At 72.2% G+C, this 23,441-nt stretch carries 35 protein-coding genes; 33 read left to right on the top strand and 2 right to left on the bottom strand.

The genetic code is table 11. The annotated features are described in order from the left end of the window. Positions 1-120 precede the first annotated feature (120 nt). The 11 genes from AB0J24_RS26725 to AB0J24_RS26675 all read left to right on the top strand — a co-directional run bounded on the left by AB0J24_RS26725 (position 121) and on the right by AB0J24_RS26675 (position 4,739). Positions 121-498, top strand: coding sequence for a hypothetical protein (locus tag AB0J24_RS26725; protein ID WP_358686347.1), 378 nt, complete (start codon positions 121-123; stop codon positions 496-498). Between the two features lie 5 nt (positions 499-503). Next, on the top strand, positions 504-878 hold the full coding sequence (locus tag AB0J24_RS26720) for a DUF6085 family protein (RefSeq protein WP_358686348.1): 375 nt from the start codon (positions 504-506) through the stop codon (positions 876-878). Beyond that, positions 868-1,161: a hypothetical protein gene (locus tag AB0J24_RS26715; protein ID WP_358686345.1), complete on the top strand. Its 294-nt coding sequence runs from the start codon at positions 868-870 to the stop codon at positions 1,159-1,161. Before AB0J24_RS26720 ends, AB0J24_RS26715 begins: the two co-directional genes overlap by 11 nt. After that, positions 1,158-1,532 carry a hypothetical protein gene (locus AB0J24_RS26710; protein WP_358686342.1) on the top strand — a complete coding sequence of 125 codons (375 nt, stop codon included), beginning with the start codon at positions 1,158-1,160 and terminating at the stop codon, positions 1,530-1,532. Before AB0J24_RS26715 ends, AB0J24_RS26710 begins: the two co-directional genes overlap by 4 nt. 103 nt (positions 1,533-1,635) lie before the next feature. Next, positions 1,636-1,962 carry a hypothetical protein gene (locus AB0J24_RS26705; RefSeq protein ID WP_358686339.1) on the top strand — a complete coding sequence of 109 codons (327 nt, stop codon included), beginning with the start codon at positions 1,636-1,638 and terminating at the stop codon, positions 1,960-1,962. Next, positions 1,959-2,609 (top strand): hypothetical protein, encoded by a 651-nt coding sequence (locus AB0J24_RS26700; protein ID WP_358686337.1) that lies wholly within the window; start codon positions 1,959-1,961, stop codon positions 2,607-2,609. Before AB0J24_RS26705 ends, AB0J24_RS26700 begins: the two co-directional genes overlap by 4 nt. Positions 2,610-2,778: 169 nt before the next feature. Beyond that, a complete protein-coding gene (locus AB0J24_RS26695; protein ID WP_358686334.1) occupies positions 2,779-3,162 on the top strand; it encodes a hypothetical protein in 384 nt (127 codons plus the stop codon). After that, on the top strand, positions 3,159-3,464 hold the full coding sequence (locus tag AB0J24_RS26690; RefSeq protein ID WP_358686331.1) for a hypothetical protein: 306 nt from the start codon (positions 3,159-3,161) through the stop codon (positions 3,462-3,464). The genes AB0J24_RS26695 and AB0J24_RS26690 overlap by 4 nt, the downstream gene beginning before the upstream one ends. After that, positions 3,461-3,640, top strand: coding sequence for a hypothetical protein (locus tag AB0J24_RS26685; RefSeq protein ID WP_358686329.1), 180 nt, complete (start codon positions 3,461-3,463; stop codon positions 3,638-3,640). The genes AB0J24_RS26690 and AB0J24_RS26685 overlap by 4 nt, the downstream gene beginning before the upstream one ends. After that, positions 3,637-4,503 carry a hypothetical protein gene (locus tag AB0J24_RS26680; protein ID WP_358686327.1) on the top strand — a complete coding sequence of 289 codons (867 nt, stop codon included), beginning with the start codon at positions 3,637-3,639 and terminating at the stop codon, positions 4,501-4,503. Before AB0J24_RS26685 ends, AB0J24_RS26680 begins: the two co-directional genes overlap by 4 nt. Then, the gene (locus AB0J24_RS26675) at positions 4,500-4,739 is read left to right on the top strand and encodes a hypothetical protein (RefSeq protein ID WP_358686324.1); all 240 of its coding nucleotides are present in this window, start codon (positions 4,500-4,502) and stop codon (positions 4,737-4,739) included. The genes AB0J24_RS26680 and AB0J24_RS26675 overlap by 4 nt, the downstream gene beginning before the upstream one ends. Before the next feature lie 11 nt (positions 4,740-4,750). Here the strand turns inward: AB0J24_RS26675 and AB0J24_RS26670 are convergent, their stop codons facing one another. Together AB0J24_RS26670 and AB0J24_RS26665 are read right to left on the bottom strand one after the other, a co-directional pair. After that, a complete protein-coding gene (locus AB0J24_RS26670) occupies positions 4,751-5,278 on the bottom strand; it encodes a hypothetical protein (protein ID WP_358686321.1) in 528 nt (175 codons plus the stop codon). 107 nt (positions 5,279-5,385) lie between these two features. Then, a complete protein-coding gene (locus AB0J24_RS26665; RefSeq protein ID WP_358686319.1) occupies positions 5,386-5,616 on the bottom strand; it encodes a hypothetical protein in 231 nt (76 codons plus the stop codon). Positions 5,617-5,859: 243 nt separating this feature from the next. Between AB0J24_RS26665 and AB0J24_RS26660 the strand changes: the two genes are divergently transcribed. The 22 genes from AB0J24_RS26660 to AB0J24_RS26555 all read left to right on the top strand — a co-directional run bounded on the left by AB0J24_RS26660 (position 5,860) and on the right by AB0J24_RS26555 (position 23,406). After that, complete coding sequence (locus AB0J24_RS26660; RefSeq protein WP_358686317.1) at positions 5,860-6,303, top strand: HNH endonuclease signature motif containing protein; 444 nt, start codon at positions 5,860-5,862, stop codon at positions 6,301-6,303. Between the two features lie 3 nt (positions 6,304-6,306). Beyond that, the gene (locus AB0J24_RS26655; protein WP_358686316.1) at positions 6,307-6,630 is read left to right on the top strand and encodes a hypothetical protein; all 324 of its coding nucleotides are present in this window, start codon (positions 6,307-6,309) and stop codon (positions 6,628-6,630) included. 270 nt (positions 6,631-6,900) lie between these two features. Next, entirely contained in the window at positions 6,901-7,431 is a 531-nt protein-coding gene (locus AB0J24_RS26650) for a hypothetical protein (RefSeq protein ID WP_358686314.1), read from the top strand. Then, the gene (locus AB0J24_RS26645) at positions 7,385-8,977 is read left to right on the top strand and encodes a hypothetical protein (protein ID WP_358686311.1); all 1,593 of its coding nucleotides are present in this window, start codon (positions 7,385-7,387) and stop codon (positions 8,975-8,977) included. The genes AB0J24_RS26650 and AB0J24_RS26645 overlap by 47 nt, the downstream gene beginning before the upstream one ends. A gap of 14 nt (positions 8,978-8,991) precedes the next feature. Then, complete coding sequence (locus AB0J24_RS26640; RefSeq protein ID WP_358686309.1) at positions 8,992-10,296, top strand: hypothetical protein; 1,305 nt, start codon at positions 8,992-8,994, stop codon at positions 10,294-10,296. Then, positions 10,293-11,597: a head maturation protease, ClpP-related gene (locus tag AB0J24_RS26635; RefSeq protein WP_358686306.1), complete on the top strand. Its 1,305-nt coding sequence runs from the start codon at positions 10,293-10,295 to the stop codon at positions 11,595-11,597. Before AB0J24_RS26640 ends, AB0J24_RS26635 begins: the two co-directional genes overlap by 4 nt. A gap of 1 nt (position 11,598) precedes the next feature. Then, on the top strand, positions 11,599-11,970 hold the full coding sequence (locus tag AB0J24_RS26630) for a capsid cement protein (protein ID WP_358686304.1): 372 nt from the start codon (positions 11,599-11,601) through the stop codon (positions 11,968-11,970). Between the two features lie 12 nt (positions 11,971-11,982). Further along, complete coding sequence (locus AB0J24_RS26625; RefSeq protein WP_358686301.1) at positions 11,983-12,909, top strand: hypothetical protein; 927 nt, start codon at positions 11,983-11,985, stop codon at positions 12,907-12,909. Continuing rightward, a complete protein-coding gene (locus tag AB0J24_RS26620) occupies positions 12,909-13,313 on the top strand; it encodes a hypothetical protein (RefSeq protein ID WP_358686298.1) in 405 nt (134 codons plus the stop codon). Before AB0J24_RS26625 ends, AB0J24_RS26620 begins: the two co-directional genes overlap by 1 nt. Positions 13,314-13,316: 3 nt before the next feature. After that, positions 13,317-13,730, top strand: coding sequence for a head-tail connector protein (locus AB0J24_RS26615; protein ID WP_358686295.1), 414 nt, complete (start codon positions 13,317-13,319; stop codon positions 13,728-13,730). Next, complete coding sequence (locus AB0J24_RS26610; protein ID WP_358686294.1) at positions 13,727-14,236, top strand: hypothetical protein; 510 nt, start codon at positions 13,727-13,729, stop codon at positions 14,234-14,236. The genes AB0J24_RS26615 and AB0J24_RS26610 overlap by 4 nt, the downstream gene beginning before the upstream one ends. Before the next feature lie 19 nt (positions 14,237-14,255). Beyond that, positions 14,256-14,519, top strand: coding sequence for a hypothetical protein (locus AB0J24_RS26605; RefSeq protein ID WP_358686293.1), 264 nt, complete (start codon positions 14,256-14,258; stop codon positions 14,517-14,519). Continuing rightward, complete coding sequence (locus tag AB0J24_RS26600; RefSeq protein ID WP_358686291.1) at positions 14,519-15,013, top strand: hypothetical protein; 495 nt, start codon at positions 14,519-14,521, stop codon at positions 15,011-15,013. The genes AB0J24_RS26605 and AB0J24_RS26600 overlap by 1 nt, the downstream gene beginning before the upstream one ends. A 20-nt stretch (positions 15,014-15,033) precedes the next feature. Continuing rightward, positions 15,034-15,528, top strand: a complete 495-nt coding sequence (locus AB0J24_RS26595) for a hypothetical protein (RefSeq protein ID WP_358686289.1) — start codon at positions 15,034-15,036, stop codon at positions 15,526-15,528. 14 nt (positions 15,529-15,542) lie between these two features. After that, positions 15,543-15,911 carry a hypothetical protein gene (locus tag AB0J24_RS26590; protein ID WP_358686287.1) on the top strand — a complete coding sequence of 123 codons (369 nt, stop codon included), beginning with the start codon at positions 15,543-15,545 and terminating at the stop codon, positions 15,909-15,911. Beyond that, positions 15,838-16,326: a hypothetical protein gene (locus AB0J24_RS26585; protein WP_358686284.1), complete on the top strand. Its 489-nt coding sequence runs from the start codon at positions 15,838-15,840 to the stop codon at positions 16,324-16,326. Before AB0J24_RS26590 ends, AB0J24_RS26585 begins: the two co-directional genes overlap by 74 nt. A 9-nt stretch (positions 16,327-16,335) precedes the next feature. After that, a complete protein-coding gene (locus tag AB0J24_RS26580; RefSeq protein ID WP_358686282.1) occupies positions 16,336-16,683 on the top strand; it encodes a hypothetical protein in 348 nt (115 codons plus the stop codon). A gap of 120 nt (positions 16,684-16,803) precedes the next feature. Beyond that, positions 16,804-21,354: a hypothetical protein gene (locus tag AB0J24_RS26575; protein ID WP_358686279.1), complete on the top strand. Its 4,551-nt coding sequence runs from the start codon at positions 16,804-16,806 to the stop codon at positions 21,352-21,354. Beyond that, positions 21,351-22,205, top strand: a complete 855-nt coding sequence (locus tag AB0J24_RS26570) for a hypothetical protein (RefSeq protein WP_358686277.1) — start codon at positions 21,351-21,353, stop codon at positions 22,203-22,205. The genes AB0J24_RS26575 and AB0J24_RS26570 overlap by 4 nt, the downstream gene beginning before the upstream one ends. A gap of 10 nt (positions 22,206-22,215) precedes the next feature. Continuing rightward, on the top strand, positions 22,216-22,539 hold the full coding sequence (locus AB0J24_RS26565; RefSeq protein ID WP_358686275.1) for a hypothetical protein: 324 nt from the start codon (positions 22,216-22,218) through the stop codon (positions 22,537-22,539). 3 nt (positions 22,540-22,542) lie between these two features. Next, positions 22,543-22,935, top strand: coding sequence for a hypothetical protein (locus tag AB0J24_RS26560; protein WP_358686272.1), 393 nt, complete (start codon positions 22,543-22,545; stop codon positions 22,933-22,935). A 63-nt stretch (positions 22,936-22,998) separates the two neighbouring features. After that, a complete protein-coding gene (locus tag AB0J24_RS26555; RefSeq protein ID WP_358686269.1) occupies positions 22,999-23,406 on the top strand; it encodes a hypothetical protein in 408 nt (135 codons plus the stop codon). Positions 23,407-23,441: the final 35 nt, after the last annotated feature.

The following is a 23,441-nucleotide window of genomic DNA, read 5'->3' as shown; positions in this document are numbered from 1 at the left end:
GAGGACGGCGACCCGGACGGCTGCTCGCCCTACGGCTGCCGCTCCGGCCTCCCGGCGGACGGTGCCGCGTGATCGCCGACCAGTCCACCCCCACCACCGACACCGCCCAGGAGGGCACCCATGGCTGAGCACGCCTGCTGCTCCGAGTACAACTGCCGCCGCAAGCAGCCGATCCTGGTGCGCCCCGAACCGTTCGGCGGCGGCTGGGTCGCGGTAACCAAGTACCGCAAGCGCGGCGCCAACGGCCTCGTCGCCGACGAGAAGCACCGCCTGGACCCGGTGTCGCAGGCCGAGATCGAGCTGAACGGGTCGGTGCTGCACGACCTGTTCGACCACGTGAAGCAGGCGTGGTCAGGCACCGAGGACGACTCGGAAGCCGACCGAGCCTACCGGGACGTACTGGACAAGATCGCGGAGCTGACCGAGGCGAGGAAGGCTGCACTGCTCGGCGCGCCGGCCGCGGTGTCGTCTGCCGGCCCGGAAGGGGACCACCAGTGAGCGCCATGCAGAGCACAGAGGTCACCGGGTACTGCCCAATGGGCTGCGGCCGCACGCTGTTCCTTGCCGCGGGCGGCCGGGTCACCTGCCGCCATGTCGACTGCCCCGCCCCGTGCGCCGTCGACGACCTCCTCGACGACCGGGAGACCGAGCACGTCGTCGAGTTCGCCGACACCGTGTTCACCGTCCGGCACCCGCTCCGGGAGCGCCTCGGCGACCAGCTCATGGCGTGCGAGCTGCACCAGTACATCGCCGACCTACCCGGCCCACCGGTGGTCCCGGGCCGGTACCGGGCCCGCGCGGACGGTGATCGGTGGTCGTGGGAGCTCATCGGCCCGTCCGGTGTCGTCCCGGCTGGGGGTGACGCAGATGACCGCTGACCCGACCGGCACCCGGAAGACGATCGAACGCGTCGGTCTGGGTGCGTGGTTCCAGGTCAACGACGACGGGACCCCGACCTGGGTGTGCTGCCACGCCGTCCTCCGCGGCAAGATCCCGGCGACCGGACAGAAGGTCACCGAGCTGCGCGGCGCCACGGCGGACGGGGAGCTGATCTCGTTCGTCGACCTGGACAACTCCCCGATCCAGGCGCTCACGAAGCGCGAGGCGAAGGCGGCCGGTCTGGTCGACCCGCGCACCGTGGCAGCTGGGGATGCCCGATGACCGCGCAGCTGCAGCTCGACGTCGCCGGCCGTCGTGCAGCGCCGATCGAGGCTCGGCTGCTGCGGGAGCTGGACCACTTCCGGCAGCACCCGCCTGCACCCGACGACACCGAGAACGTCCGCGCCCACCGTGATCTGATCGCCGGCCACGAGCTGCTGCTCGACTGGCTCGGCACCGTCGACCCGCTGCCCGACGACCCGCTCCGGTGGCCGTGCTCGGCGTGCTGGGCGGCCCCTGGCACGCCGTGCGACGTCCCCGGGACTCGCTCGAAGTGGACACCGCCCGGTCCGCGCTTCCACCTCGACCGTGGGACGGCGGGCCGGTGGGGCGGCGTCGTGGACCGGGCCGAGCCGGGTGGTGGCCGGTGCTGACGATCCTGCTCCGCGCGCTGTTCCGCCGCCGCCCGGCCCGCTGCCGCTGCTGCCCCACCCACCAGCCCGCCGCGCGTCCGGACGTCCGTGGGGCGGTGCCGCGGTGAGGCTGCGCGGGCTGCGTCGGCGGCTGAGCGTGGCACTGGGCGCTGCGGAGGAGCTGGCCCAGGTGCGGGAGGAGCTGGCGGCGGTGAGGGCCGCGTACGCCCGAGACGCGGCTCTGTTCGTGGCTCACCGGGCGGAGTGGGACCGGGAGCGGCAGGAGCTGCGCGCCCGGGAGGCGGAGCTGTTGGCGGCCGGCCTGTCCGCCGGAGCACGCGGCCTGGTCGAGGACCTCCTTCGGGCCCGGGACACGTTCCGGGCCATGGCGAGGGCGGGGCTGCGGCACGAGGCGAAGGTGATCGAACTGGATGAGAGGCGAGCACGATGACCGAGCAGACCGAGACTCCGCCACCCCCGATCGTCTGGGTCGACACGGAGACGACCGGTGTCGGCCCGGACCGGGTGCCGTGGGAGATCGCCGTCGTGCGTCGCGCCCCGGACGGCTCGGAGTCCGAGCACCGGTGGTTCCTCCCGGTCGACGCGGCCAAGGCGGACGGGTTCGCGCTGCGGCTGGGCGGGTTCTGGGACCGGCACCCGGGCGGCCGGGCCGCGACCCGCCGGGAGCTCGACGAGCGCATTCTGCTCGACGATGCCCCGGCGCTGTCGGCACGAGCCGGGATGGCAGACCCGGGCCGAACCGCCGTCGAACTGATGCGCCTCACTCACGGCGCAGTCTGGGTCGGGGCGAACCCGGCGTTCGATGCCGAGCTCGTCGAGCGACTGCTACGCCAGCACGGCATGCAGCCGACGTGGAACTACCACCTGGTGGACACGGGCACCCTGATGCTCGGCTACCTGCACGCCCGCGCCGACGCCGGCCTGGGCGAGCGCCCCTCGGTGACCTACCGCTCGGACGACCTGGCGAAGCTGGTCGGAGTCGAGCCGGCCTCCGACGAGGAGCGGCACACCGCGCTCGGTGACGCCCGCTGGTGCCAGCGCATCTACGACCGGGTCACGGGCGGGGTGACGTCGTGAGCTGGCTGTGCAGGGTCGGTGTGCACCGGTGGGCCGAAGTCGCCGTGTCGGGCGCCCGGCTGCTGGCCGGTAGCCCGGTGTGCTCGGTGACGGCGCGCTGCCGCCGATGCCCGGTCGTCCGGCACGAGCAAAACCGCCGCCCGCCGGCGCGGCGGAAGAGTTCGGCGTCGTGACCGCGACGAAACCCCGCTACCGCCGCCAGCGGGTCACCAGGGCGGACGGCTCGGTCGCGGTCCAGACGAAACCGCCACGCGCCGACGTCCTCTATCACCCGCGGACGGGCTGGATGACGGTGCTGGTCCGCCGCACCCACGACGTGGAGCTGGCCCGGGCGATGGCGGAACGCCGCTGGCTCGAGGTCGGCGACGGCCGGCCGCTGGCCGATGTGGTGCGGGTCGGCTGGTGGCAGACCTACAGCACCACGGAGATCCCGGCGGACGCCGCGGAGGACTCCCGCGGCCGCGCGGTGCGGTTCACCCGCGACGACCGCGCCCGCGCCGCGGGCCCCGGCGTGGAGTTCCGACCTGTCACAGATCAGGAGGCTGCACGGTGAACAAGGACGACCAGCGTCGCGTGGACCGGCTCCGGGACGCCGCTGAGCGCCTCGGTGGCCTCGGCCCACGCGACGACGCGGTGGACATCGAGGTGTACCCACCGCCACCCGGCCAGCCGAAGCTGGCGGGCCTGCCGCAGCGCATGGTGTTGCCCGCTGCCGTGGCCCGGCCGATGGCGGTGTCGCTGCTCGCGGCGGCGGAGCGCATCGAGATGGTCGGCTGGTCCCTCGGCCAGCCGGTCTCCTACCAGCTGGAGATCGCCGGCGTCATCGTCGGCGAGGACCTGGGGCACAACCGGTGACCGCGACCGGGTACCGGCGCCGTCAGCGGCGCAAGGGCTACCCCCGCCAGCTGCTCCCGGCGATGTTGCCCTGGCAGGCGCGTGTGCTCCGCGCCCACGGCATCCCCGTCGGCCGGCTCCGGGCACGCGACATCGTCGACGCCCCGATCATCAGCTACCGGGGGCGAGGCGGATGACCGCCCCGCCCATCCTGCTGCTCCCCCGCCCGCTCCCCCGCTCCCCGGAGGCCTCCCCGATGCCCACCCAGCACGACCAGTCCACCGCCCCCGTGGACCCCGACACGGCCGCGCTGGAGCTGCAGACCGCGGTGGACCAGCTGACGAAGCCGACGCTGCACCGCCTGAACCGGGGCGAGCCGGCGCCCGGGTCGGACGAGTACCAGCAGATCGTCGACGACCGGGACCTGGAGCAGGCGTCGTGGAACCGGCTGTCGGAGGCGTACCGGCTGCGGGACACCCAGGTCGCCCGCGACGCCCTGGACGTGATCGACCTGATCGCCCACCGCCGCGCCGCCCGCACGGTCCCCACCGTCGAGGTCCCGCCGCTGCTGCTGCAGCTCCAGCACGCCATCCCGAACGGCTCCGACACCGGCCACTCCAGCCCCGGCACCGGTGCGGCTCGCTCCCCGCTGGCTCTCGCCGCGCTCGACGTCGTCTCGGAGATCGCCACGGCGACCGGGTTCCGCGGCCCGGCCAGCTCCCCCAACCTGGCCGCCCACCTGGCCGCGTGGTGCGTGAAGGTGTGCGGCGACGAGACCCAGGTCGTCCAGGCCGCTCAGCTCGCCGCTGGCTGGCCGGACCGGGCCCGCGCCGTCCTCGACCCGGTGAAGCACTGGACGATGCCCGGCGCCTGCCCTGACTGCGGGAACCGCACGGCCTATGTCCACCGCGACGGCGAGGTCGTCCGGGTCCCGGCGATCGCTCTGGACACGACGTCCCGGCCGACGACGGCACGCTGCCTGCGCTGCCCGGCCCGCTGGGCCGGCGAGGCGCAGCTGCAGCAGCTCAACCGAGTCCTGAATGAGGAGGCTGGCGCATGAGCCAGAACCCCCGGATCGACTGTGGACTCTGCCGACTGCTCAACCCTCGCGATGAGGAGCGGCAGTACGCGGCGGCGGTGACCGTTGTGGAAGGGACCGCACTGTGCGCCGGCCACATCCCCGCCGTGCGCCGCGCCCTCGTGCTGCCCATCGACCGGACCGTCGACACGTTCGCATTCCACCTGTTCACCGTTACCCGTGAGGACGCAGCAGCCGCCCGGGAAGCCGGAGCCTGACTGCGGCGTGCTCACCGCGACGCGCTACGGGCCGGTGGACCGGGCTGAGTCCGCCGGGTCCGCGCGAAGTGTTCAGCTTCGCTCGTCAGCCAGTACCCCTCGATGACGGGGAGCGGGAAGTCGTCGCGCTTGCCGCCGCGGCGCTCAGTGAGCAGCTGGTAGATGCGCTGCCGCTTCACACCGAGGAGGTCGGCGAAGGCCTGGGCGTCGGTGAGCGGCGGTATGCCGCGGGTCGCGGCGCGCCGTCGCTGCTCGTCGTCGGTGAGGACCTCGATGGCGTGCCAGTCGGTGACCTGGTGGCCGGCGTGGGTGACCTCCTCTATGAGGGCGGCCGCCGCAGTGGAGGCGATGCTGGGGACGTCCACGGCGTCCGGGGATGCGCTCGCGGAGACGCGCAGCCATGGCTCGTCGCGGGCGATGGAGGTCATGACGAGCTCGGCGGCGAGCGTGCTGGCCCAGCGGGTGGCGATGTCGCTGGCTTGCTCGTCGCTGATGGGGCGATCGAGCGCGACGGTGAGGGTGATGGTGTGGTGGTTCATGGCGCCCATCCTGCCTGAGTTGCTTTCATATGTGCAAGGAACAGTGAGAGGTACGATCGCGGGGCCGGGCCCGGGGTACTACGGATACCCCGGGCCCGGTCCTTGGGTCACTCCCGCCAGAACCCCGGCGGCGCGGTGAACCCTTCGAGCATCTCCAGGCCGGTCACCAGGATCCGAAGTGCGACCAGGCTGACCTTGTCGTTTCCGGTGAACGTCCGGGCTGGCACCTGGTGCTGGCGCCGGGCGTCCTTGCTGATGATCACGTATTCGGTGTCGCCGTTGACGACTCCGAACCCCTGCCGCTGCAGGGCCTCCAGGATGCTCTCCGCGGGCGTCATCACGTCCCCTCTCTGTAGTTGTTCCTTACATGAGCTAGCGTATCTCATCACCGAGAGATGCGCAAGATGTTGTAAGGAACGTGGTGGGCGCGTCGCACTTGCACCAACCCCAGGTCAGAGCGCTACAGTGCCCCCGCTCAGTACACGTGTGCCCAGGCCCAGCCGGTTCTCCACGGCTGGGCCTGGCCCGTTTCCGTAGCCACCGAGGCGCACCCGCTTGGACACGAGGGGGTGCGCCTCGTCGTGCCCCTACCCCGCCGTACGCCGCTGGAGCGCCGCACCCCGATGCCCCGGGGCAGCTCCGAGCTCAAGCGCACCCCGATGCCGGCCCGCCGGGCGAACCCGCGCCGCTACTTCGCCAAGGCCATCCCCGAGACCGTGCGCCGACAGGTCCTGGCCCGCGACGACCGGGCCTGCTGCCGCTGCGGCCACTCGGTCATCGGGCAGCGCTACTCCCTGCACCACCGCAAGCCCCGCTCCCAGGGCGGCGAGCACACCACCGCGAACCTGGTCACCCTGTGCGGGACGGGTACGACCGGCTGCCACGGCTGGGTCGAGTCGTTCCGCGACCGGGCACGCGAGGCCGGCTGGCTGGTGCCCCGCTCGGTCGACCCGGCCACGGTGCAGGTGCGCACCTGGCAGCACGGCCTCGCCTGGCCGGGCGACACCTGGATCCCGGTGGACTGACCCGTGCCCAGGTACGGGTCCACCACCCTGCGCGGGTACGGCGCCGCACACCAGCGCGCTGCACGGGCACTGAAGGACCAGCTGCGTCGTGACGGTGAGGGAACGTGCTGCCGCTGCGGGCGCACGCTCTACGCCTGGCAGCTCGACGTCGACCGCAACGACATGCGCGGCGTCGACGCCGACCATCACGAGCTGGCGCGCGCGCTCGGCGGCGAGCTGCCCGACGCGCTCGCCTGCCGCAGGTGCAACCGGTCGGCCGGCGCGACTCTGGGCAACCAGCTACGCGGCCACGCACCACGACGAGCACGACGACTGCGCGAGTGGTGACGCATGACGATCATGCTCAATGTTGGACACGATCAACAACCCGCCAAGATCGTTGATCATGCGAGTTGTCGATCATCAGTGATCCACATCTGATCAACAGCGCGCAGCGCTCTGACCTGCGGAAACGCAGCGGGGATCCCGAGAAAATCCAGGTCAGAGGCCTATGACCCCGCTCTCGACCTTTTTTCTCTCTCTTAGGCGCCCACCCGGGACCGTCACGCGTGACGCATCACGCGTCACGAGCCCCTGACCTGCGGAAAGGCGCACGTGATGGCCGATTCGCCCGCGGAGAGGGCTCGGCGGGCCCGCCGGCACCGCAAGGGCGACCACTCGCTGTGCGACCCGGCCCGGCGGTGCGACCTGGCCGACCAGGCCGCCGCGAACGAGGCCGTCGCGGCTGCCGAGACCCGGCCGGGTGGCCGGTACGGGCCGCGTGGGCAGGCGCTGCACGACGCGCTGGCCGGTGAGCCGTGGGTGGGGCCGATGCAGCGGGCGCTGCTCGACGAGGCGTGCCGGGTCGCTGACCGGCTCGACCGCCTGGACGCGGCACTGACCGACAAGGGCACATGGCTGCGCTACGAGCGGTCGGACCAGCCCGGCGAGGTCGTGATCACGATCGACAGCGTGCTGTCGGAGACCCGGCAGCAGGAGATGGCGTTCCGGGCGCTGATCGCGGAGCTGGACAAGGCAGCGACCAGGACGGCGAAGCCCGGGGCCGGGCCGATGCGACCGTCGAAGAAGGGCGGTGGCCTGGTTGACCTCCGCGAGCGTGCTGCTCGGCGCGCCGGCGCCGCGGGTTGAGCTCCGCCCGGCTGACGTCATCGGCTCCTACGGGCCCGAGGCGTGCGAGCTGGCCGAGCTGGCCGGGCTCCCGCTGGAGGACTGGCAGGCCGACGCCCTCGACGTGATGCTCAGCTTCCGCGCCGACGCGAAGTGGGCGGCGCGGGAGTACGCCGAGCTCGTCGGTCGCCAGCAAGGCAAGAGCGCCGGTGTGGGGCTGCCGCGCGCGCTGGCCGGGCTGCTGCTGCTCGGCGAGCGGCTGATCATGTGGTCCGCCCACGAGGTGAAGACCGCGCTGGAGAGCTTCCTGGCGCTGCGGCTGGCGTTCGAGCAGCTCGGCGAGCCGGCCGGGAACAACCTGATCGCGCTCGACGACGGCGCACTGCTGGTCAAGGTCATCAACAACAACGGCTACGAGGGCTTCGAGCTGTCCACCGGGCAGCGAATGCGGTTCGTGGCCCGGTCCAAGGGCTCCGGGCGCGGGTTCTCCGGCGACGTGAACCTGATCGACGAGGCGTTCGCCTACACCCGCCAGCAGCAGTCCGCGCTCGCACCGACACAGCTGGCCCGCCCGAACCCGCAGACGGTGTACCTGTCCTCACCGCCGCTGCGCGGCGACGTCGAGGAGGGCAAGGTCCTGTTCGCGCTCGCGGCCCGGGCAGCGAAGGGCCACGCCGGCGGCGAGACCGAGCTGGGCTTCCGGGACTGGGGGCTGGCGACCAGCCTCGACGACGTCGCAGCGATGGCGAAGGCCGACCGGGCGGCGTTCCTCGACGACCGGGACAACTGGTGCGCGGCACTGCCGGCGCTGGGCCGGGGCCGGGTCACCGAGGCGTCGATCCTGACGCTGCGCCGCGAGATGGACGAGCTGGACTTCGCCCGCGAGGTCCTCGGCTGCTGGCCGGTGCAGCTCTCGCTCGACGGCCGGTGGCAGGTCATCCGGGAGAGCGCCTGGCGCGCCCGCGGCGACGGCGATCGCGACGCCTGGTCGGACTCGGTCGCGTTCGCCGTGTCGATGCCGCCCGAGCAGGACTGGGCGGCCATCGACGTCGCCGGGCCGTCGCTCGACGGTGACGAGATCCTGCTGCAGGTCGCCGACTACGAGCGCGGCACCGCGTGGGTTCTCCCCCGGATCCTCGAGCTCGCCGCCAGGCACCCGGACGCGGTCACCGCGATCGACCCACGCGGTCCGGCCGGCTACCTGATCCCGCACCTGGAGCGCGCCGGCGTCGAGATCGTCACCCCCAGCGTGCTGGAGGTCGCGCACGCCGCGCAGCGGTTCGTCCGCGGAGTGGTCGACGAGCCGGTGATCCGGCACTTCGACCAGGAGGCCCTCGACATCGCGGTGAAGGCCGCGGTGAAGCGCCCGATGGGCGACGGCTGGACGTGGATGCGCCGTGGCGGCACCGACATCAGCCCCGTCGACGCCGGCTCGCTGGCGGTGTGGGCGGCAGAGGACGCGGCTGGGCCGGTGTCGGCGCCCCTCGCGGTCCCGGCGAACACCGGCAACGACTACGGCGACGGGCTCGGTGCCCTCGGCGGCGATCTCGCACACGTCGGATTCTGAGAGGAGGCGAGAGGTTGAGCGACACCCCGAACCCGCCCGTGACCGAGCTCGGCTTCGGCAACGTCAACCCCGCCACCTGGTGGGGTTCGATCGACGAGCCGACGCCGGAGCTGCGGTGGCCGCTGAACGTGAAGGTCTACGACCGGATGCGCCGTACCGACACGCAGGTGCAGTCCGTGCTCCGGGCGGTGACGATGCCGATCCGGCGGACCAGCTGGCGGTTGTCCCCGAACGGCGCCCGGGACGAGGTCGTCGCACAGATCGCCGAGGACCTCGGGTTGCCGATCGACGGGGACTCCGACGTGCCCCGTCCGGTGCGGACGCGGGACCGGTTCTCGTGGACCGAGCACCTGCGGCTGGCGATGCTGTCGCTGGTGTTCGGGCACATGCCGTTCGAGCAGGTGTGCCGGCTTGACGAGCGGGGCCGGGTCCGGTTGCGGAAGCTCGCGCCGCGGATGCCGGCGACGATCAGCGAGTTCGACGTCGCCCGCGACGGGGGCCTGCGGTCGATCGTGCAGGACCCACCGTCCTGGTCCTCACCGACGGAGTTGCTGCGCGGGCAGAAGCCACCGCGGGCAGTGCGGATCCCGATCAACCGCCTGGTGGTCTACTCCAACGAGCGGGAGGCCGGGAACTGGCAGGGCCAGTCCATGCTGCGGGCCGCCTACAAGTTCTGGCTGCTCAAGGACCGGATCCTGCGCATCCAGGCGATGACGCTCGACCGGAACGGCATGGGCCTGCCGCTGTACAAGGGCGCCGCGAAGAACGAGGACCTCAAGCCGGGTCTGCAGATGGCCACCGACTGGCGGTCCGGTGAAGCCGCCGGGGCAGCAGTCCCGAACGGTGCGGACCTGCTGCTGCGCGGCGTCGAGGGCGACCTGCCCGACGCCGACCGGGTGATCCGCTACTACGACGAGCAGATCGCCCGCGGCGCCCTGCTGCACTTCCTCAACCTCGGCACCCAGACCGGGTCCTGGGCGCTCGGGTCGACGTTCGCCGAGTTCTTCCAGATGAGCCTGCAGACCCTCGCCGACGACGTGAAGGACGTAGTCGACCAGCACGTCATCGAGGACCTCGTCGACTGGAACTGGGGTATCGACGAACGAGCCCCCCGGCTGATCTGCGACGAGATCGGATCCCGCCACCCGGCGACCCCGGAGGCGCTCAAGGCACTCGCCGACGCCGGGATCGTGCTGCCCGACCGGGACCTCGAACAGGCCGTGCGCCACCTCTACGGCCTCCCGCCGAAGGGCGCCTACAGCCAGCCCGCCGGGTCTGCCCCGAACCCCGCCCCGGCCCCTGGAGGGACGACCCCATGACCACGCTTCCGCAGCTCATCGGCGCCGCCCGGCACCGCGCCATCGCCGCGTTCGGACGCCCCTCGGCGGTCGTAGCGCTCGCCGAAGGCGAGACTGCTGCCGAGCCGTCCGAACCGAGCACAACCAGCGCCGACGTGTACCTGTTCGGCTCGATCGGCGGGTTCCTGGGCGTCACCGCGAAGGACTTCGTGCGCGACGTCGGCTCCCTCGACGTCGAGCGCATCGTGCTGCACCTCAACACCCCGGGCGGGGACGCGCTGGAAGGCGTGGCCATCGCGAACGTCCTGCGAGCACACAAGGCTCGGATCGAGGTCCGGGTCGACGGGATGGCGGCCTCGGCAGGCTCGGTCATCGCAATGGCCGGCGACGAGATCATCATGGGCATCGGCAGCCAGATGATGGTGCACGACCCGTGGGGCATCACGATCGGCAACGCGGCCGAGGTCGCTGCGTTCGGCCGTCGACTCGACGCGACCGGCGACAGCCTCGCCTCGACCCTGGCCGCCAAGGCCGGTGGCACCACCGCCGAGTGGCGCGAGGTCATGCGCGCCGAGACCTGGTACACGGCCGACGAGGCCGTCGCCGCCGGGCTGGCCGACCGCGTCGCCGCTGCCGACGAGACCGGCACCGCGGAGGGCGAGCAGATCACCCCGGGCGGGAACCGGTCGTTCTGGGATCTCTGGGACTCGATCGACGAGGACGCGTTCGACCTGTCCGCGTTCGCCTACCAGGGCCGCCAGCACGCGCCCGCGCCCGCCATGCCGGGCCGACAGACCCCCGCCGCGGCCGCGGTCGGGACCCCCGAAGGAGAAGGGAGCCGCACCGTGGCGTTCAGCGACGAGCAGCTCACCACCATGCGTCGCCGGCTGGGTCTCGCCGTCGACGCGGACGAGGCGACGATCGTCGCCGCGCTCGGCGAGGCCCTTGACGAGCAGGCCGCACCTGCGGCCACCGCACGGCCCGCGCTGCCCGAGGGCGTGGTGACGATCGAGGCGGCTGCCCTGGAGCAGCTGCAGACCGACGCCCGCGCCGGCCGGGACGCGCTGGCCCGCCAGCAGCGGGACGACCGTGAGCGGCTGGTCGCCGCCGCGGTCAACGACGGCCGGATCCCGCCCGCGCGGCGGGAGGCGTGGGTGAACATGCTCGCCGCCGACTCCGGCGCGGCGGAGACCCTCGCGAGCCTGCCGAAGGGCCTCGTCCCGGTTGGTGAGCCGACCGGGCACGACGGGAACGACGAGACCGCCCAGGCCGACCTGGTCGACCTGATCTGGGGCGCCGAGACCAGCGAGAAGGGTGCCTGAGATGGCCGACTACGTGCCGGTGTTCAAGCCCGGCGAGGACCTGACGATGACCGCGGCCGCCGACATCGTCGGAGGCCGCCTGGTGCGGGTGTCGGGGAACAACACCGTCCAGGAGACCTCCGCCGCGACGTCGGGGTGGCTCGGGATCGCCACTCAGGACGCGAAGTCCGGTTCGAAGGTCACCGTGACCTCCGGCGGCGTGCAGGAACCGACCGTGGCTGCCGCGGTGGTCGCCGGTGACGTCCTGATCCCGGCCGCGGACGGTCGTGTCACGCCGATCGCAGCAGCCGAGGACTACTCGCAGGTCGTGGGCATCGCCCTGACCGCCCAGCCCACGGCCGGCCAGAAGTGCCGCGCCCGGTTCATCCGCTAAGGGGACCCCGCGATGCCCTACACGTACCCACCCGCCGGTCCGACGTTCACCGGCGAGACCGTCACCATCCACCGCCTGCTCCAGGACCCGGCGCAGATCGCGAAGCGGCTGCGTCAGCTCGCCGCTGAGCGGTTCATCGCCGACGCCCTGCTCACCGGCCGCTACACCGCTGCCGGTGGCTCCATCCAGTGGGAGCAGGACGACGACAGCCTCTACACCGAGCGTCCGCCGGAGGCCATCCGCCCGGGTGGTGAGTACCCGATGTCGCCGCTGGGCATGGGGACCACCCAGATCGCCGAGGTCCAGAAGTGGGGCCAGGACGTGCCCGTCAAGGACGAGGCGATCAAGCGGCTCAAGCTCAACCCCGTCGACCGGGCCTTCAACAAGCTGATCAACCACATGGTGAAGACCGTCGACGGCATCGCGATGGCCGCGATCCTCTCGGCCGTCACGAACACCCAGGCCGCACGCGCGGTCTGGACGTCGGCGACGGCCAAGCAGATCTTCCTCGACGTCAGCGAGTCCAAGGCGAAGATCATCGACCTGGGACTCGGCTACGACCCTGACACCGTGGTCGTGCCGACCCTGACGTGGGTGCATGCGATGGCGACCTTCGCCGACGCCGGATACCTGCCCCGGGAGGACAACCGGCAGCCCGTCCTGACCGGTGACTTCCCTGTCATCGACGGGATGCGGTGGCTCACCACCCCCTTCGCGCCCGTGTCGACCGCGGCGATGGTGCTCGACAGCACCGCGCTCGGTGGCATGGCTGACGAGGACCTCGGCGGACCCGGTTACGCCGGCGCGCTCGCCGGGATCCAGACGAAGTCGATCCGCGACGAGGAGAAGGACGGCTACCGGCTGCGTGCCCGCCGGGTCACCGTGCCGGCCGTCGTCGAGCCGGCCGCCGCGCGCACGATCACGGGGGTGGCTGCCTGATGGGCGTCTACGAGGTCAGCGGCCCACTGGCGGTCGCGAAGGCCAGCGACGGGAAGATCCACTACTACTACCACGGCTCGGTGCTGCCCCCGGAGCTGCCGACCGTCGAACTGGACCGGCTCGTCGCGACCGGCCTGGTCCGCAAGGTCGACGGACAGCAGGGCACCGAGGCGCCGGCCTACCTCGCAGGACCCGCGACCGTCGGACCGGTCATCGGCGGCCGCCCCGTGGGCGACCACCCGGCCGGTGACCAGCCCGGTGGAACTGCCGGTCCGGAACCGGTGCGGCCGGCCGACAGCGCCTCGGTCGCCGCGTGGCGGGAGTACGCAATCGCCCGTGGCGATGACCCCGCCGAGGTCGAGCAGCTCAACCGCAAGCAGCTCGCCGAGCGGCACCCCGAGTAATCGGTGGCCCAGCCACTCGAAGTGCTCCCCCTCGACAAGGCCAAGGAGCACCTCAACCGCGAGAAGATCCGCCAGCCCGGTGAGGACGACGAGCTGGAGGAGTTCATCGGCGCCGCCGTCGACCGGGTCAGCCGCCACCTCGGCCGGCCGGCGGACCCCTCCCGACCGCTCGACGTGCTGGCGGCGAAGGTGGTGCTCGCCGAGTACTGGAAGACCCAGCGCCCGGCTGCAGGTCGGTCGAGCACCTACACGGGGCACGTCAACCCGAACGCGGACGACGGGCCGACCTCAGGGGCGTCGATCCGTGTGAAGCTCACGGACCTGCTCGGACCCGCCGCACCCGACGCCGGGTCGGCCCCACAAGGGCTGTTCCCTCCCCCGCAGGCCTGGCCGGACCCGATCCAGGGGCTGAGGTGAGCGGGCACGCCGCCGTGGCCGCGGCCCGCCGACTCCACACCGTCGCCACTGAACTGTTCGGGGACGAGGTCAACGTCGGGTTCGGGCCTGTGCCCGGCCCGACTGAGGCACTGGACTCGGTCGCCGTCGCACTGTCTCTGGACGAGGCCAGCGTGTCCGGGACCGTCGACTACGACAGCTGGTCATCGCAGCGGGACCTCGTCGACATCCACTGCGTGGTCCTGTCGGTCACCGGTGACGAGGACGACGGCGGGGAGCGGCTCGACCGCTGTTTCGAGCTGATGACCCGGCTCGGCGAAGCACTCGTCGCGGACCGTGCGGCCGGGGCGGTCCCGTCTGGGCTTGTCCCTGCCGCGCTCGTCGAACAGCGCGGTGCAGGGATCACCTGGCAGGGCATCGGCCGCTACCAGGCCCAGTGGATCCACGACGAACGGACCGGCATGAGCGGGGCGCAGCTGCTGTTCCCCGTCACCGTCGCTGCCCGCCGGGCCGCGACTACCGGATAGATCGAGAAGGAGGCCCGGCGTGGCCGAGCACAACGACCCGAACGAGCTGGTCTGGGCGAAGCACAGCTCCAACGGTGTCCCGAAGCAGATGAAGCGAGCGAAGTTCAACCTGCTCGCCTCGACACCCGGCTCCGCCTGGGAGCTGACCAGCGCCCCGGAGCAGAGCGGTCACCAGGGCATCGTCGCCGTCGCCCCGGCCGGCGAGCACCCGTCGGGCGAGACGGCCCCGGTGACGACCACGAAGACCCCGCGGGGTTCCGAGCAGGAGAAGGGGAACGCCTGATGGCCCCCACGACCGCACTTGCCGCTCCGGCGTACTACACGTCCCGGGGCATCGCCAAGATCACCTGGGTCGAGACGTTCGCGAACTTCAAGGTCCCCACCCTCGTCGAGCTCGACGCGGCGACGGACCTGTCCCCGGCGGTCGGCGCGTCCGACGGCTGGGACCAGGAGTCCGAGACGCTCACCGCGACCCCGCTCAACGACCGTCGCGACAAGCAGATCGCCGGTGCGATCTCCTACTCGGACTCCACCCTGGAGCTGTACGCGTCCCTGGAGGACGAGGCGGCGCTGGAGCTGATGCCCCAGGACGAGTACGGCTTCATCGCCCGGTACCCGAAGGGGTTCGGCACGGCCAAGCCCCTGGAGATCTTCCGGGTGCGGGTCGCGGTCGCGACCCGGCTGATGTCGGTCGACGGCAGTGAGGTCGACCGGGTCCGGTTCCAGTACTCGATCGAGGACTCCGCCGTCGGGCTGGCTGTTCCCGCATCGACGTGAGCGAGGACCTGTTCGCTCGGATGAGCGGGCGTCCCCTGCCCGTCGAGACGGTGCATCTGCCGGCCGACCGTCGGGCCTGGGACGCCGCTCATGCCGAGTGGCAGGCCGCTGCGGCCGCGGTGCAGAACGCCGCGGCGTCCGGGCCGCCGCCGCCGGCGCTGCTCGAACGCCGGGCCGCGGCCGAGGCGGCGGTCACCGAGTTGGCGGTGATCTCCTGGGACATCGTGGCGCTGCCTGCCGACGAGTGGGAGACCAAGATCGGGGAGCACCCGGCCGCCGAGGGTGCGGTGCACGGGTGGCCGTTCGAGCCGCGCACGTTCCTGCCCGCTGTGCTCGCCGAGACCGCGACGTCGGGCGGCGAGGCGCTCTCGGTGGAGCAGTGGACGGCGCTGTTCGCCGGACAGCTCGGGCAGGCCGAGCGCAACCAGCTGTTCGACGCGGTTGTGGCGATCAACGCTCAGGCGCCGGTGGTGTCACCTGAGCTGGGAAAAGGCTCGGCGCGGACCCCGTCCTGAACTTCGAGCTGAAGGTGGCCCGCGCGCACAAGATCAGCCACACGGAGTTCCTGCGCTGGCCGCTCTACGACCGCCAGAAGGCGGTGGCCTACGAGATCCGGCTCTCCGAGTACTGCCCGGACTGCGGCACCCACCCCGACACGTGGGACCCCGCCAAGGGCGGTCACCCCCACGCCATGGAGATGCGGCTGGAGCACTGCCGCGGCTGCGAGATCACCGAACAACACGACAAGGCGATCGAGAACAAGCGCGACCAGGTACCCGCCGGTGGGAAGTGGCGGCTGCGTGCCGCTCGGGAGGCGCAGAGCGATGGCAGCGGTGATCGTGTGGACGAAGGTCGAGGGCCAGGAGAAGTACAAGGCCCTGGCCCGCCGGCTGCGTGAGGCCTCCCGTGGGGACCTGCAGCGCAAGCTCACCCGCGCGATCCGCGCCGAGGGCGACCCGGCGCTGCGGGCGGTGCAGGGCCGGTTCCGCACGGTCGACGTCACCTCCGAAGGCCCGGGCGGGTCCAGCTCGGGTCTGCGGGCCCGGGTGGCCGCGGCGACCCGGATCTCGATCCTCGGGAGCGGGATCCGGATCCGCGTCGAACCGAAGAGGGTCGACCCCCGGCACGGCCGGACGCTGAGCTTCGGGGTTAACGGCAAGTACTGGCGCCACCCGGTGTTCGGCAACACCCAGGTGTGGACCGGGCAGCGCGGCCAGGAGGTCTTCTACAGCACGCTGCAGCGCTTCGAGACCCGCTGGCGGGCAGGCATCGAGCGCGCGATGGATGAGATCGCACGACAGATCGAGGGATGAGGACACGACGTGGCGACGAAGATGGTCATCTCCGCGGGCGGGAACGCCTACGAGCTGCACGACATGAACTGGACGATGGGTGAGCTCGCCGCCGTGCAGCGGCACACCGGGCTCAAGGCCGCCCAGTTCGAGGCCGGCCTGGTCGACCCCGACGGCAACGTCCTGGCCGTCCTCGCCGCGATGTGGATCTCGGCTCGCCGCGGCGGCAGCACGGTGTCCTGGGAGGACTTCGAGGCCGCGCAGACGTGGCCGGTCAACACCCTCGAGGTCGACCTCGTCGAGGTCCCGGACGCCCCGGCGAACCGTGAGCAGCGCCGCGCCGCGGCCAAGACGGCGAAGACCCCCGCCGGCAAGTAGTACCTCCGCACCACCTGAACGCCCCCGGCTGATCACCGGGGGAAGACGGGCGGGCCCGCGGTCCCCGAGCCGGGGGCCCGCCCGCACCTCTCGGGACTGAGCCATCCCGAGGGGTGACCTGTGGCCCGTGAGCTCCGGTTCGACGTCTCCGCGCTCGACCAGGCGTCGAGGACGTTCGCGCGGATGGCGCAGGCCGTCGACCGGTTCGAGCGGCGCCTCGATCGCCTCGACGGGAAGCGGGTCACCGCCGAGGCCGAGGTCAAGACCGACCGGGCCGAGCGGGCCATCGGACAGTTCGCCGAGACGGCGCGCCGCCGGCTGCAGTCCGCGCTCACCTCGCTGCCCGAGGTCGAGCTCGACGCCAACTCGTCGCCGCTGGACCGCAAGCTCGCCGACGTCCGCCGGCGCATGGCCGAGCTGGCCGACAAGACCATCGGCGTCGACATCGACGCCGACGAGGCGCTCCGGGAAGCGCAGCAGCTGCAGCGCGAGCTCGACGAACTCTCCCGCACCCACCCGCGGGTCGACGTCCGGGTCAACGCCGCCCACGCCAGCCGCGAGCTCGACGAGCTCAACGATCAGGTCGACCAGCTCGACGGCCGGACCGCCGTGGTCAAGGTCCGCACCGACGGATCGATCCTGGACTCCACCCGCCACATCACGCGCCTCGGTGCGGCGATGCGGGCGATCGCGATCCCCTCGGCCGTCCTGGTCGGCACGCCGGCGCTGGTGTCCCTCGGCGGGTCGGCCGCGGTCGCGGCGGGCAGCCTCGGCCTGGTCCCCGCGGCCGCGAACGCCGCCGGGTTGGCGGTCGGAACGCTGGTCACCGCGTTCCAGCACTTCGGTGACGCGATCGGCGACGACCCGGAGAAGGCCGCCGAGGCCCTGGCGAAGCTGACCCCGGCGGCCCGCTCTGCCGCGACCGAGGTCAACAAGCTCGACCCGGCGTTCCGCAAGATCCGCGAGTCGGTGCAGGAGACGTTCTTCTCCGGGCTCGGTGAGCGACTCGGTGAGCTCGGCGGCCGGTGGATGCCGATGCTGGAGGGGGCGACCACCCGGGTCGCCGACCAGTTCTCCACCGCCGCGGACCAGGTCCTGCAGTTCGCCGGGCACTCGAAGACGGTCGCGACGTTCCGGGACCAGTTCCTCGACCTGGGCACCGCGGTCGGCAACCTGACCCCGGCGATCATGCCGCTCACCTCGGTGATGACTGATGTCGGCACCGTCGGGGCGAAGGTCCTGGCCGACATCACCGGTGGCGCCGGGGAGGCGGCGGCCGGGCTGGCCGAGATGGTGTCGCAGGCCCGCCACTCCGGGCAGATGGAAGCCGGGATCCGGCGCGGCCTCACCGAGCTGCGCCGCTTCGGGCAGCTGGCCGGGAACACCGGCGGGATCCTCCGCGCGATGTACGACGCCGGGCGCGCGTCGGGCAACCATTTCCTCGGGACGCTGATCGACGTCACCGGCCGGATGGACGACTTCCTGTCCTCCGCGCAGGGCCAGGCCGCGATGGTCCAGATCTTCACCGGGATGAACGACGCCGTCACGGCGCTGCTGCCCGGGCTGGAGGCGGTCGGGTCGGCGGTCGGGGAGATCGCCACCGACAAGGCCACCTCGGGCGCGCTGACCGCGATGGCGGGTGCGTTCTCCGACCTGCTCGTGGCCGCCGCTCCGACCGCGGTGGCGATCTCGCGGGTCGTGACCCTCGGGATCCAGCCCTTCGCTGCGGCGCTGAGCTTCGCTGCCCCGCTGATCGGCCCGCTCGTGGGCGGGCTGCTGGCGATGAAGGCCGCGAGCTCGGCGATGAACTTCCTCGCCGCCGCGACCGGGCTCAAGACGCTCGGGACGGCCGCAGCGACGGCGACGACCGGGCTACGCAACACCGCCGCGGCCGCGGCCACCATGGGCACAGCGGGACGTACTGCCGCGGGCGGGCTGGCGGGGACCGCGGCCGCAGCGGCCACCATGAGCCGCAACGCCGGTGGCGCCGCGGAGGGGACGGGCCGCGTCGCGACCGCTCTGGGCCGTGTGCAGAGCGTGGCCGGCAAGGTCGGTAGCGCGCTGCCGCTGGTGGGCCTCGGATTCATCGCCGCTGACACAGCGGTGCGGGCCATGACCGTGTCGCTGTCGGACGCGATGACCGCCTACGGCCAGGGCGGTACGGCCGCGGAGGAGATGCGCCGCAAGGTCGAGGAGCAGACCCTCGCGTTCGGTCCGAACCAGAACGCGTTCGAGCGGGCCGGGAACACCGCCCTGGACTGGATCCGCAGCAACGTGTTCGGGGTCGCGACGGTCGACGACTTCAACGCCTCGATCGAGGAACAGAACCGGCTTATGCACGAGTCGGTGGCCGCGACCGGGGTCTCGCGCAGCAGCTTCGACGAGATCACCGGCAGTATGGACCGGTCGAAGGAGGCCGCGCAGCAGGTCAGCGACTCCCTCGCGCTCGTCGGCCCGGCGCTGGCCGGGATGAAGGACGGTGTCGCCCCGACCCGGGAGATGGACGACGCGCTCAAGGGGGTCGCAACCTCGGCCGGGGAGGCGTCCCAGCAGGCCGGGGAGTCCGCGGCGAAGCTCGGCGGGGTCGCCGCCGGCGCAACGGCTGCGGCGAACAGCATGCAGGCGTCGCGGGATGCGTTCATCGCCTCCGCTCAGGCCGCTGGGATGTCGGAGGAGGCCGCGGGGAAGCTAGCCGACCAGATCGGTCTGATCCCCGACGCCGCGCGCACCAACTTCGAGACCAACGCCGCGACGACGGCGATGGAGATCACCCAGGTCCGGGACAAGCTCGCCGAGGTCCCGCTGGGCAAGGCGGTCACGGTCACCGCGATGACCGACACGGCGAAGTCGGCGCTGACCACGCTCGGTCTGCAGGTCGAGACGATGAAGGACGGCACGGTCCGGGTCACCGCCGACACCCAGGAGGCCCAGAACAACCTCAACTCGTTCATCGCTGGGTCGCAGGACAAGAAGACGACGATCACCATCGACGGGCAGGCCCAGCCCGCCCAGTCGGCGCTGAACTCGATCCTGGGTGCTATCCGGGCGGGTCGCGAGACCGTCACCATCGACGGGCAGACCCAGCCGGTCCTGCAGGCGCTGAGCTACGTGCTCGGCACGGTCGGCGGGGCGCAGGGTGAGGTCACGATCGGCGCGCAGACCATGCCTGCTGACACGGCGCTGGGGCACTACCTGGCCGCGGTCAACTCGGCCGATGGCACCGTGAAGATCGGCGCCGAGACGTTCACCGCCGACCAGATCCTGGCCGCGTTCATCAGCCGGGCCCAGAGCCCGGTCACCAAGCCGCTGCTGGCCGATCCCTCCGACGTCTACGCCAAGGAGGCGGAGGTCGCCCGGGTCGTGACGAACCCGGCCACCAAGCCGATGCACGGCGACCCGTCCCAGGGGCTGACCCAGGAACAGCGCCTCGCCGCTCAGGTCCGGACGCCGTCGGTGAAGGCGATGATGGGCGACCCGAACCCCGGGCTCGGGTCGAACGCCGCTCTGGCGGCCGCGGTGGCGCAGCCTGCGACGAAGCCGATCGACGCCGACCCGTCCCGGGCGAACGCGAAGATCCACGGCGTGGTCGGGCTGGCGAACCAGTCCACCGGCACGCTCACGATCGACGGCAACCCGACGATGGCCAACGGGAAGATCACCACCGCGGTCCGCTTCGCCGACGGCTCGCGCGGCACGATCACCGTGGACGCCAACGAGCAGCCGGCGAACGGCCGGATCCGGGCAACGGTCACCTACGCCGACCGCTCGACCGGCACGGTCACGGTCAACGCCAACGACACCGCCGCCCGCAACGCCATCTCGAACCTGCAACGGCCGACCTACTCCACGCACACGGTGCGCATCGCGACGGTCGGCCGGATCGCGGACGGGAACGTCGCGCTGGCACGAGCCAACCGCGCCCTGGGCGCCTACACCACGCCGGGGATCACCCCCTACGCCCAGGGCGGGTACCGGAGTATGTCGGCCAGCCGTGCCGAGATCGTCCCGCCCCGGCACATGCGGCTGATCGGTGACCGGATGGTCGGCGACGAGGCGTTCATCCCGATCAACCGGTCCAAGCGCTCCCGGTCGATCCTCGCCCGCACCGCCCACGAGATGGGCTACAGCCTCGCCCCGGTCAAGGCGATGGCGAACGGCGGGATGCTGTCGGCGGCCCGGGCGATCCTCGGCCGGATGCAGGCCCGCCAGCCCTTGGCCGAGGACTGGACGTGGAAGGGCGCCCCGGCCGTGGTGGGCCAGCACAACGACGCCCTTCTCGACGAGATGCGCCGCCGCGGTTACCGCTACGCCGACGCGCGGCGGTTCTTCGAGGACTACATCCGCCAGGCCGGCGCGGCCAGCGTGCGGCCGACGGTCACCGCAGCACACACCGCGCAGGTCCAGGCGGTCCGGACCGCGCAGGCATCAGCTGCATCCGCGCAGTCCTCCGCCACCGCGGGCGTCGCGGAGCTGCGAGCGCTGATCGCGGAGGCACGGGCGCACACCGGGTTGCTGCGGGCACTACGTAGCGACTTCGGCCGCGGCCAGGGACTGCCGGAGCTCGCCGCGGCAATGTCCCAGCTCGGGAAGGCCCTCGCCGATGCGAAGCGGCTCGCCGCGACCGCGCGCGGTGCCGGGGCCCGCGACACCGCAGCGTTCGGGGGGTGGTGACCATCGAGACGTGGCTGATCAACGGTGTGCCGCTGGAGTCGGTCGCTGTGATGATCGAGACCGACGAGGGCATCACCGAGACCCCGGAGCTGCGCGAGCGCACCACCGAGGTCCCCGGGATGCACGGCCTGCTCGACCCGAGCATCGGGCCGGGCGGGCAGTCCCGCGTCCACGGTCCCGGGCGGTTCGCGCTCGGCGGGATGGTGCTCGGCGTCGACCCGGTCACCGGTGAAGGCCCGGCCGGCGGCGCCGGGCTGCAGGCCTACTACGACCGCGCCGGAGAGCTGATCCGGCTGCTCTCGGCGCGGGTGCTGACGATCGAACACGTCCGCCCCGACGGGTCGGTACGCCGGGCGGTGGGCAGCCGCAAGGGTGCGTTCCGGCCGTCCCGCGAGCGCGCGAGCCCCTGGTTCGGCCGCTGGCAGGTCGAGCTCGAGATCCCCGGCGCGTTCTGGTCGGCGACCCAGGACGTCACGATCTCGGCGACTGTGCCCAGTGGCGGTGCGATCCCGCTGGGCGCCCTCGGTGTCGGGGACGCCCCGATCACCGACGTCCTGATCACCTACGGGCCCGGGAGCAACCCGACCCTGGTGCAGGGCACCACCCACCTGGCCTACGACGGCGTCATCGGCGCCGGACGGCAGCTGGTGATCGACACCAACACCTCCGACCCGACCGTGGGCCCGGGCAGTGGTGCGACGTGGGCGCCGGAGGACTCCCGGATCCGTTACGGCCCCAACTCGTCGTGGTTCGAGATCGACCCGCTCGCCGGGGCGCTGACCCTCAACCACACCGGCGGCGGCTCCATGTCCGTCTCGATCACCGCCCGGCCCCGCTTCCTGACCAGCTGAAAGGACCGACATGCCCTCTGACGAGATGATCGGCGTCGACGCCTCCGGACAGGTGCGCCCCATGCGCATCTGCGGAGGCCTCGGCGTCGGCTGCGGGAAGGTCGACGACCACCCCCGCCACGTGATCGAGCTGCCCGGCGGCGCGGAGGCGCTCTACCACCTCGACTGCCACGCCGCCGCGGGCTGCGCGTCGTGCGCAGAACAGATCTCCGGGCGCCCGCAGAGCGCCACCGGCGCCGAACTGCTCGACCACCTCCTGGCCCAGGCCCCCGCCGTGCCCCAGGCCGAGGACCCGGCCGCCGTGAACATCCCCGTCGACACCCCGGAGGACTGACCGATGCCGCTCGACCAGGCCGAGGCCCAGCGCCTGCAGAACGCGAAGTGGGGCAAGGCGACCTACCCCGCGCCCACCACGCCGATCATGATCCGGTTGGTGACCGCGAACGGCAGCGCCTCCGCCCCCGGCACCGAGGTCGCGAACGCCGGCGGCAGCGCCTACGCACCGCAGAACGCGTCGACCGCAACCCCGGCGTCGGCACCCAACGGGGTCATGACCAGCAACGCCGCGATCACCTTCACGAACATGCCCGCAGCCACCGTCGTCGGCCTGGAGGAGTGGACCTCGGACCCGCGGCGCACCACCTTCGGCGCGCTCGCGGCACCGAAGACGACCGCGCTCGGCGACTCGCTGACCATCGCCGCCGGTCAGCTCACCGACACCATGACCTGATCAGCGACGTAGAAGGGCGACTCTCCGCCTACGCCACCCACTGACCAGGCCAGGAGCTGCACAATGTGGATCTACAACGACTCCCTGTTCGGCGAACCGGTCGAAGCCGCGGGGTTCCCTGACCACGTCGTGATGGGTGCCGACACCTGGGACCGGCTGATCCAGAAGAGCAGCACGTTCCGCGTGATCAGCCTCCGCATCGACACCAACGCCGAGCCCGGGCTCCAGGGCGGCCCGAACGACTTTCTGTGGCACCTCACCGGCGGCGCAGCCGGCGCCGCGGTCACCACGAACGCCGCCGGGAACATCGCAGTCCTGACCCGTACCGACACCAACGAGGTCTTCTGGACGCTCACACAGGAGCTCCCCGTTGGCCAGGAGCAGTACCTGAACGCGATCTCAGCCGAGGGTGCGGTGTTCTTCGGCCCGATCACAGGACAGCCACTCGGGTGGCAAGCCACGGGCTGGTGACCCGCCCGGCGCGCACCGATCGACCGAGACGATGA

It is taken from the genome of Pseudonocardia sp. NPDC049635 (assembly GCF_040659795.1).
Lineage (GTDB): Bacteria > Actinomycetota > Actinomycetes > Mycobacteriales > Pseudonocardiaceae > Pseudonocardia.
Note: the sequence above shows the minus strand (reverse complement) of the source record. Positions and strands in the feature narration are given on the sequence as shown.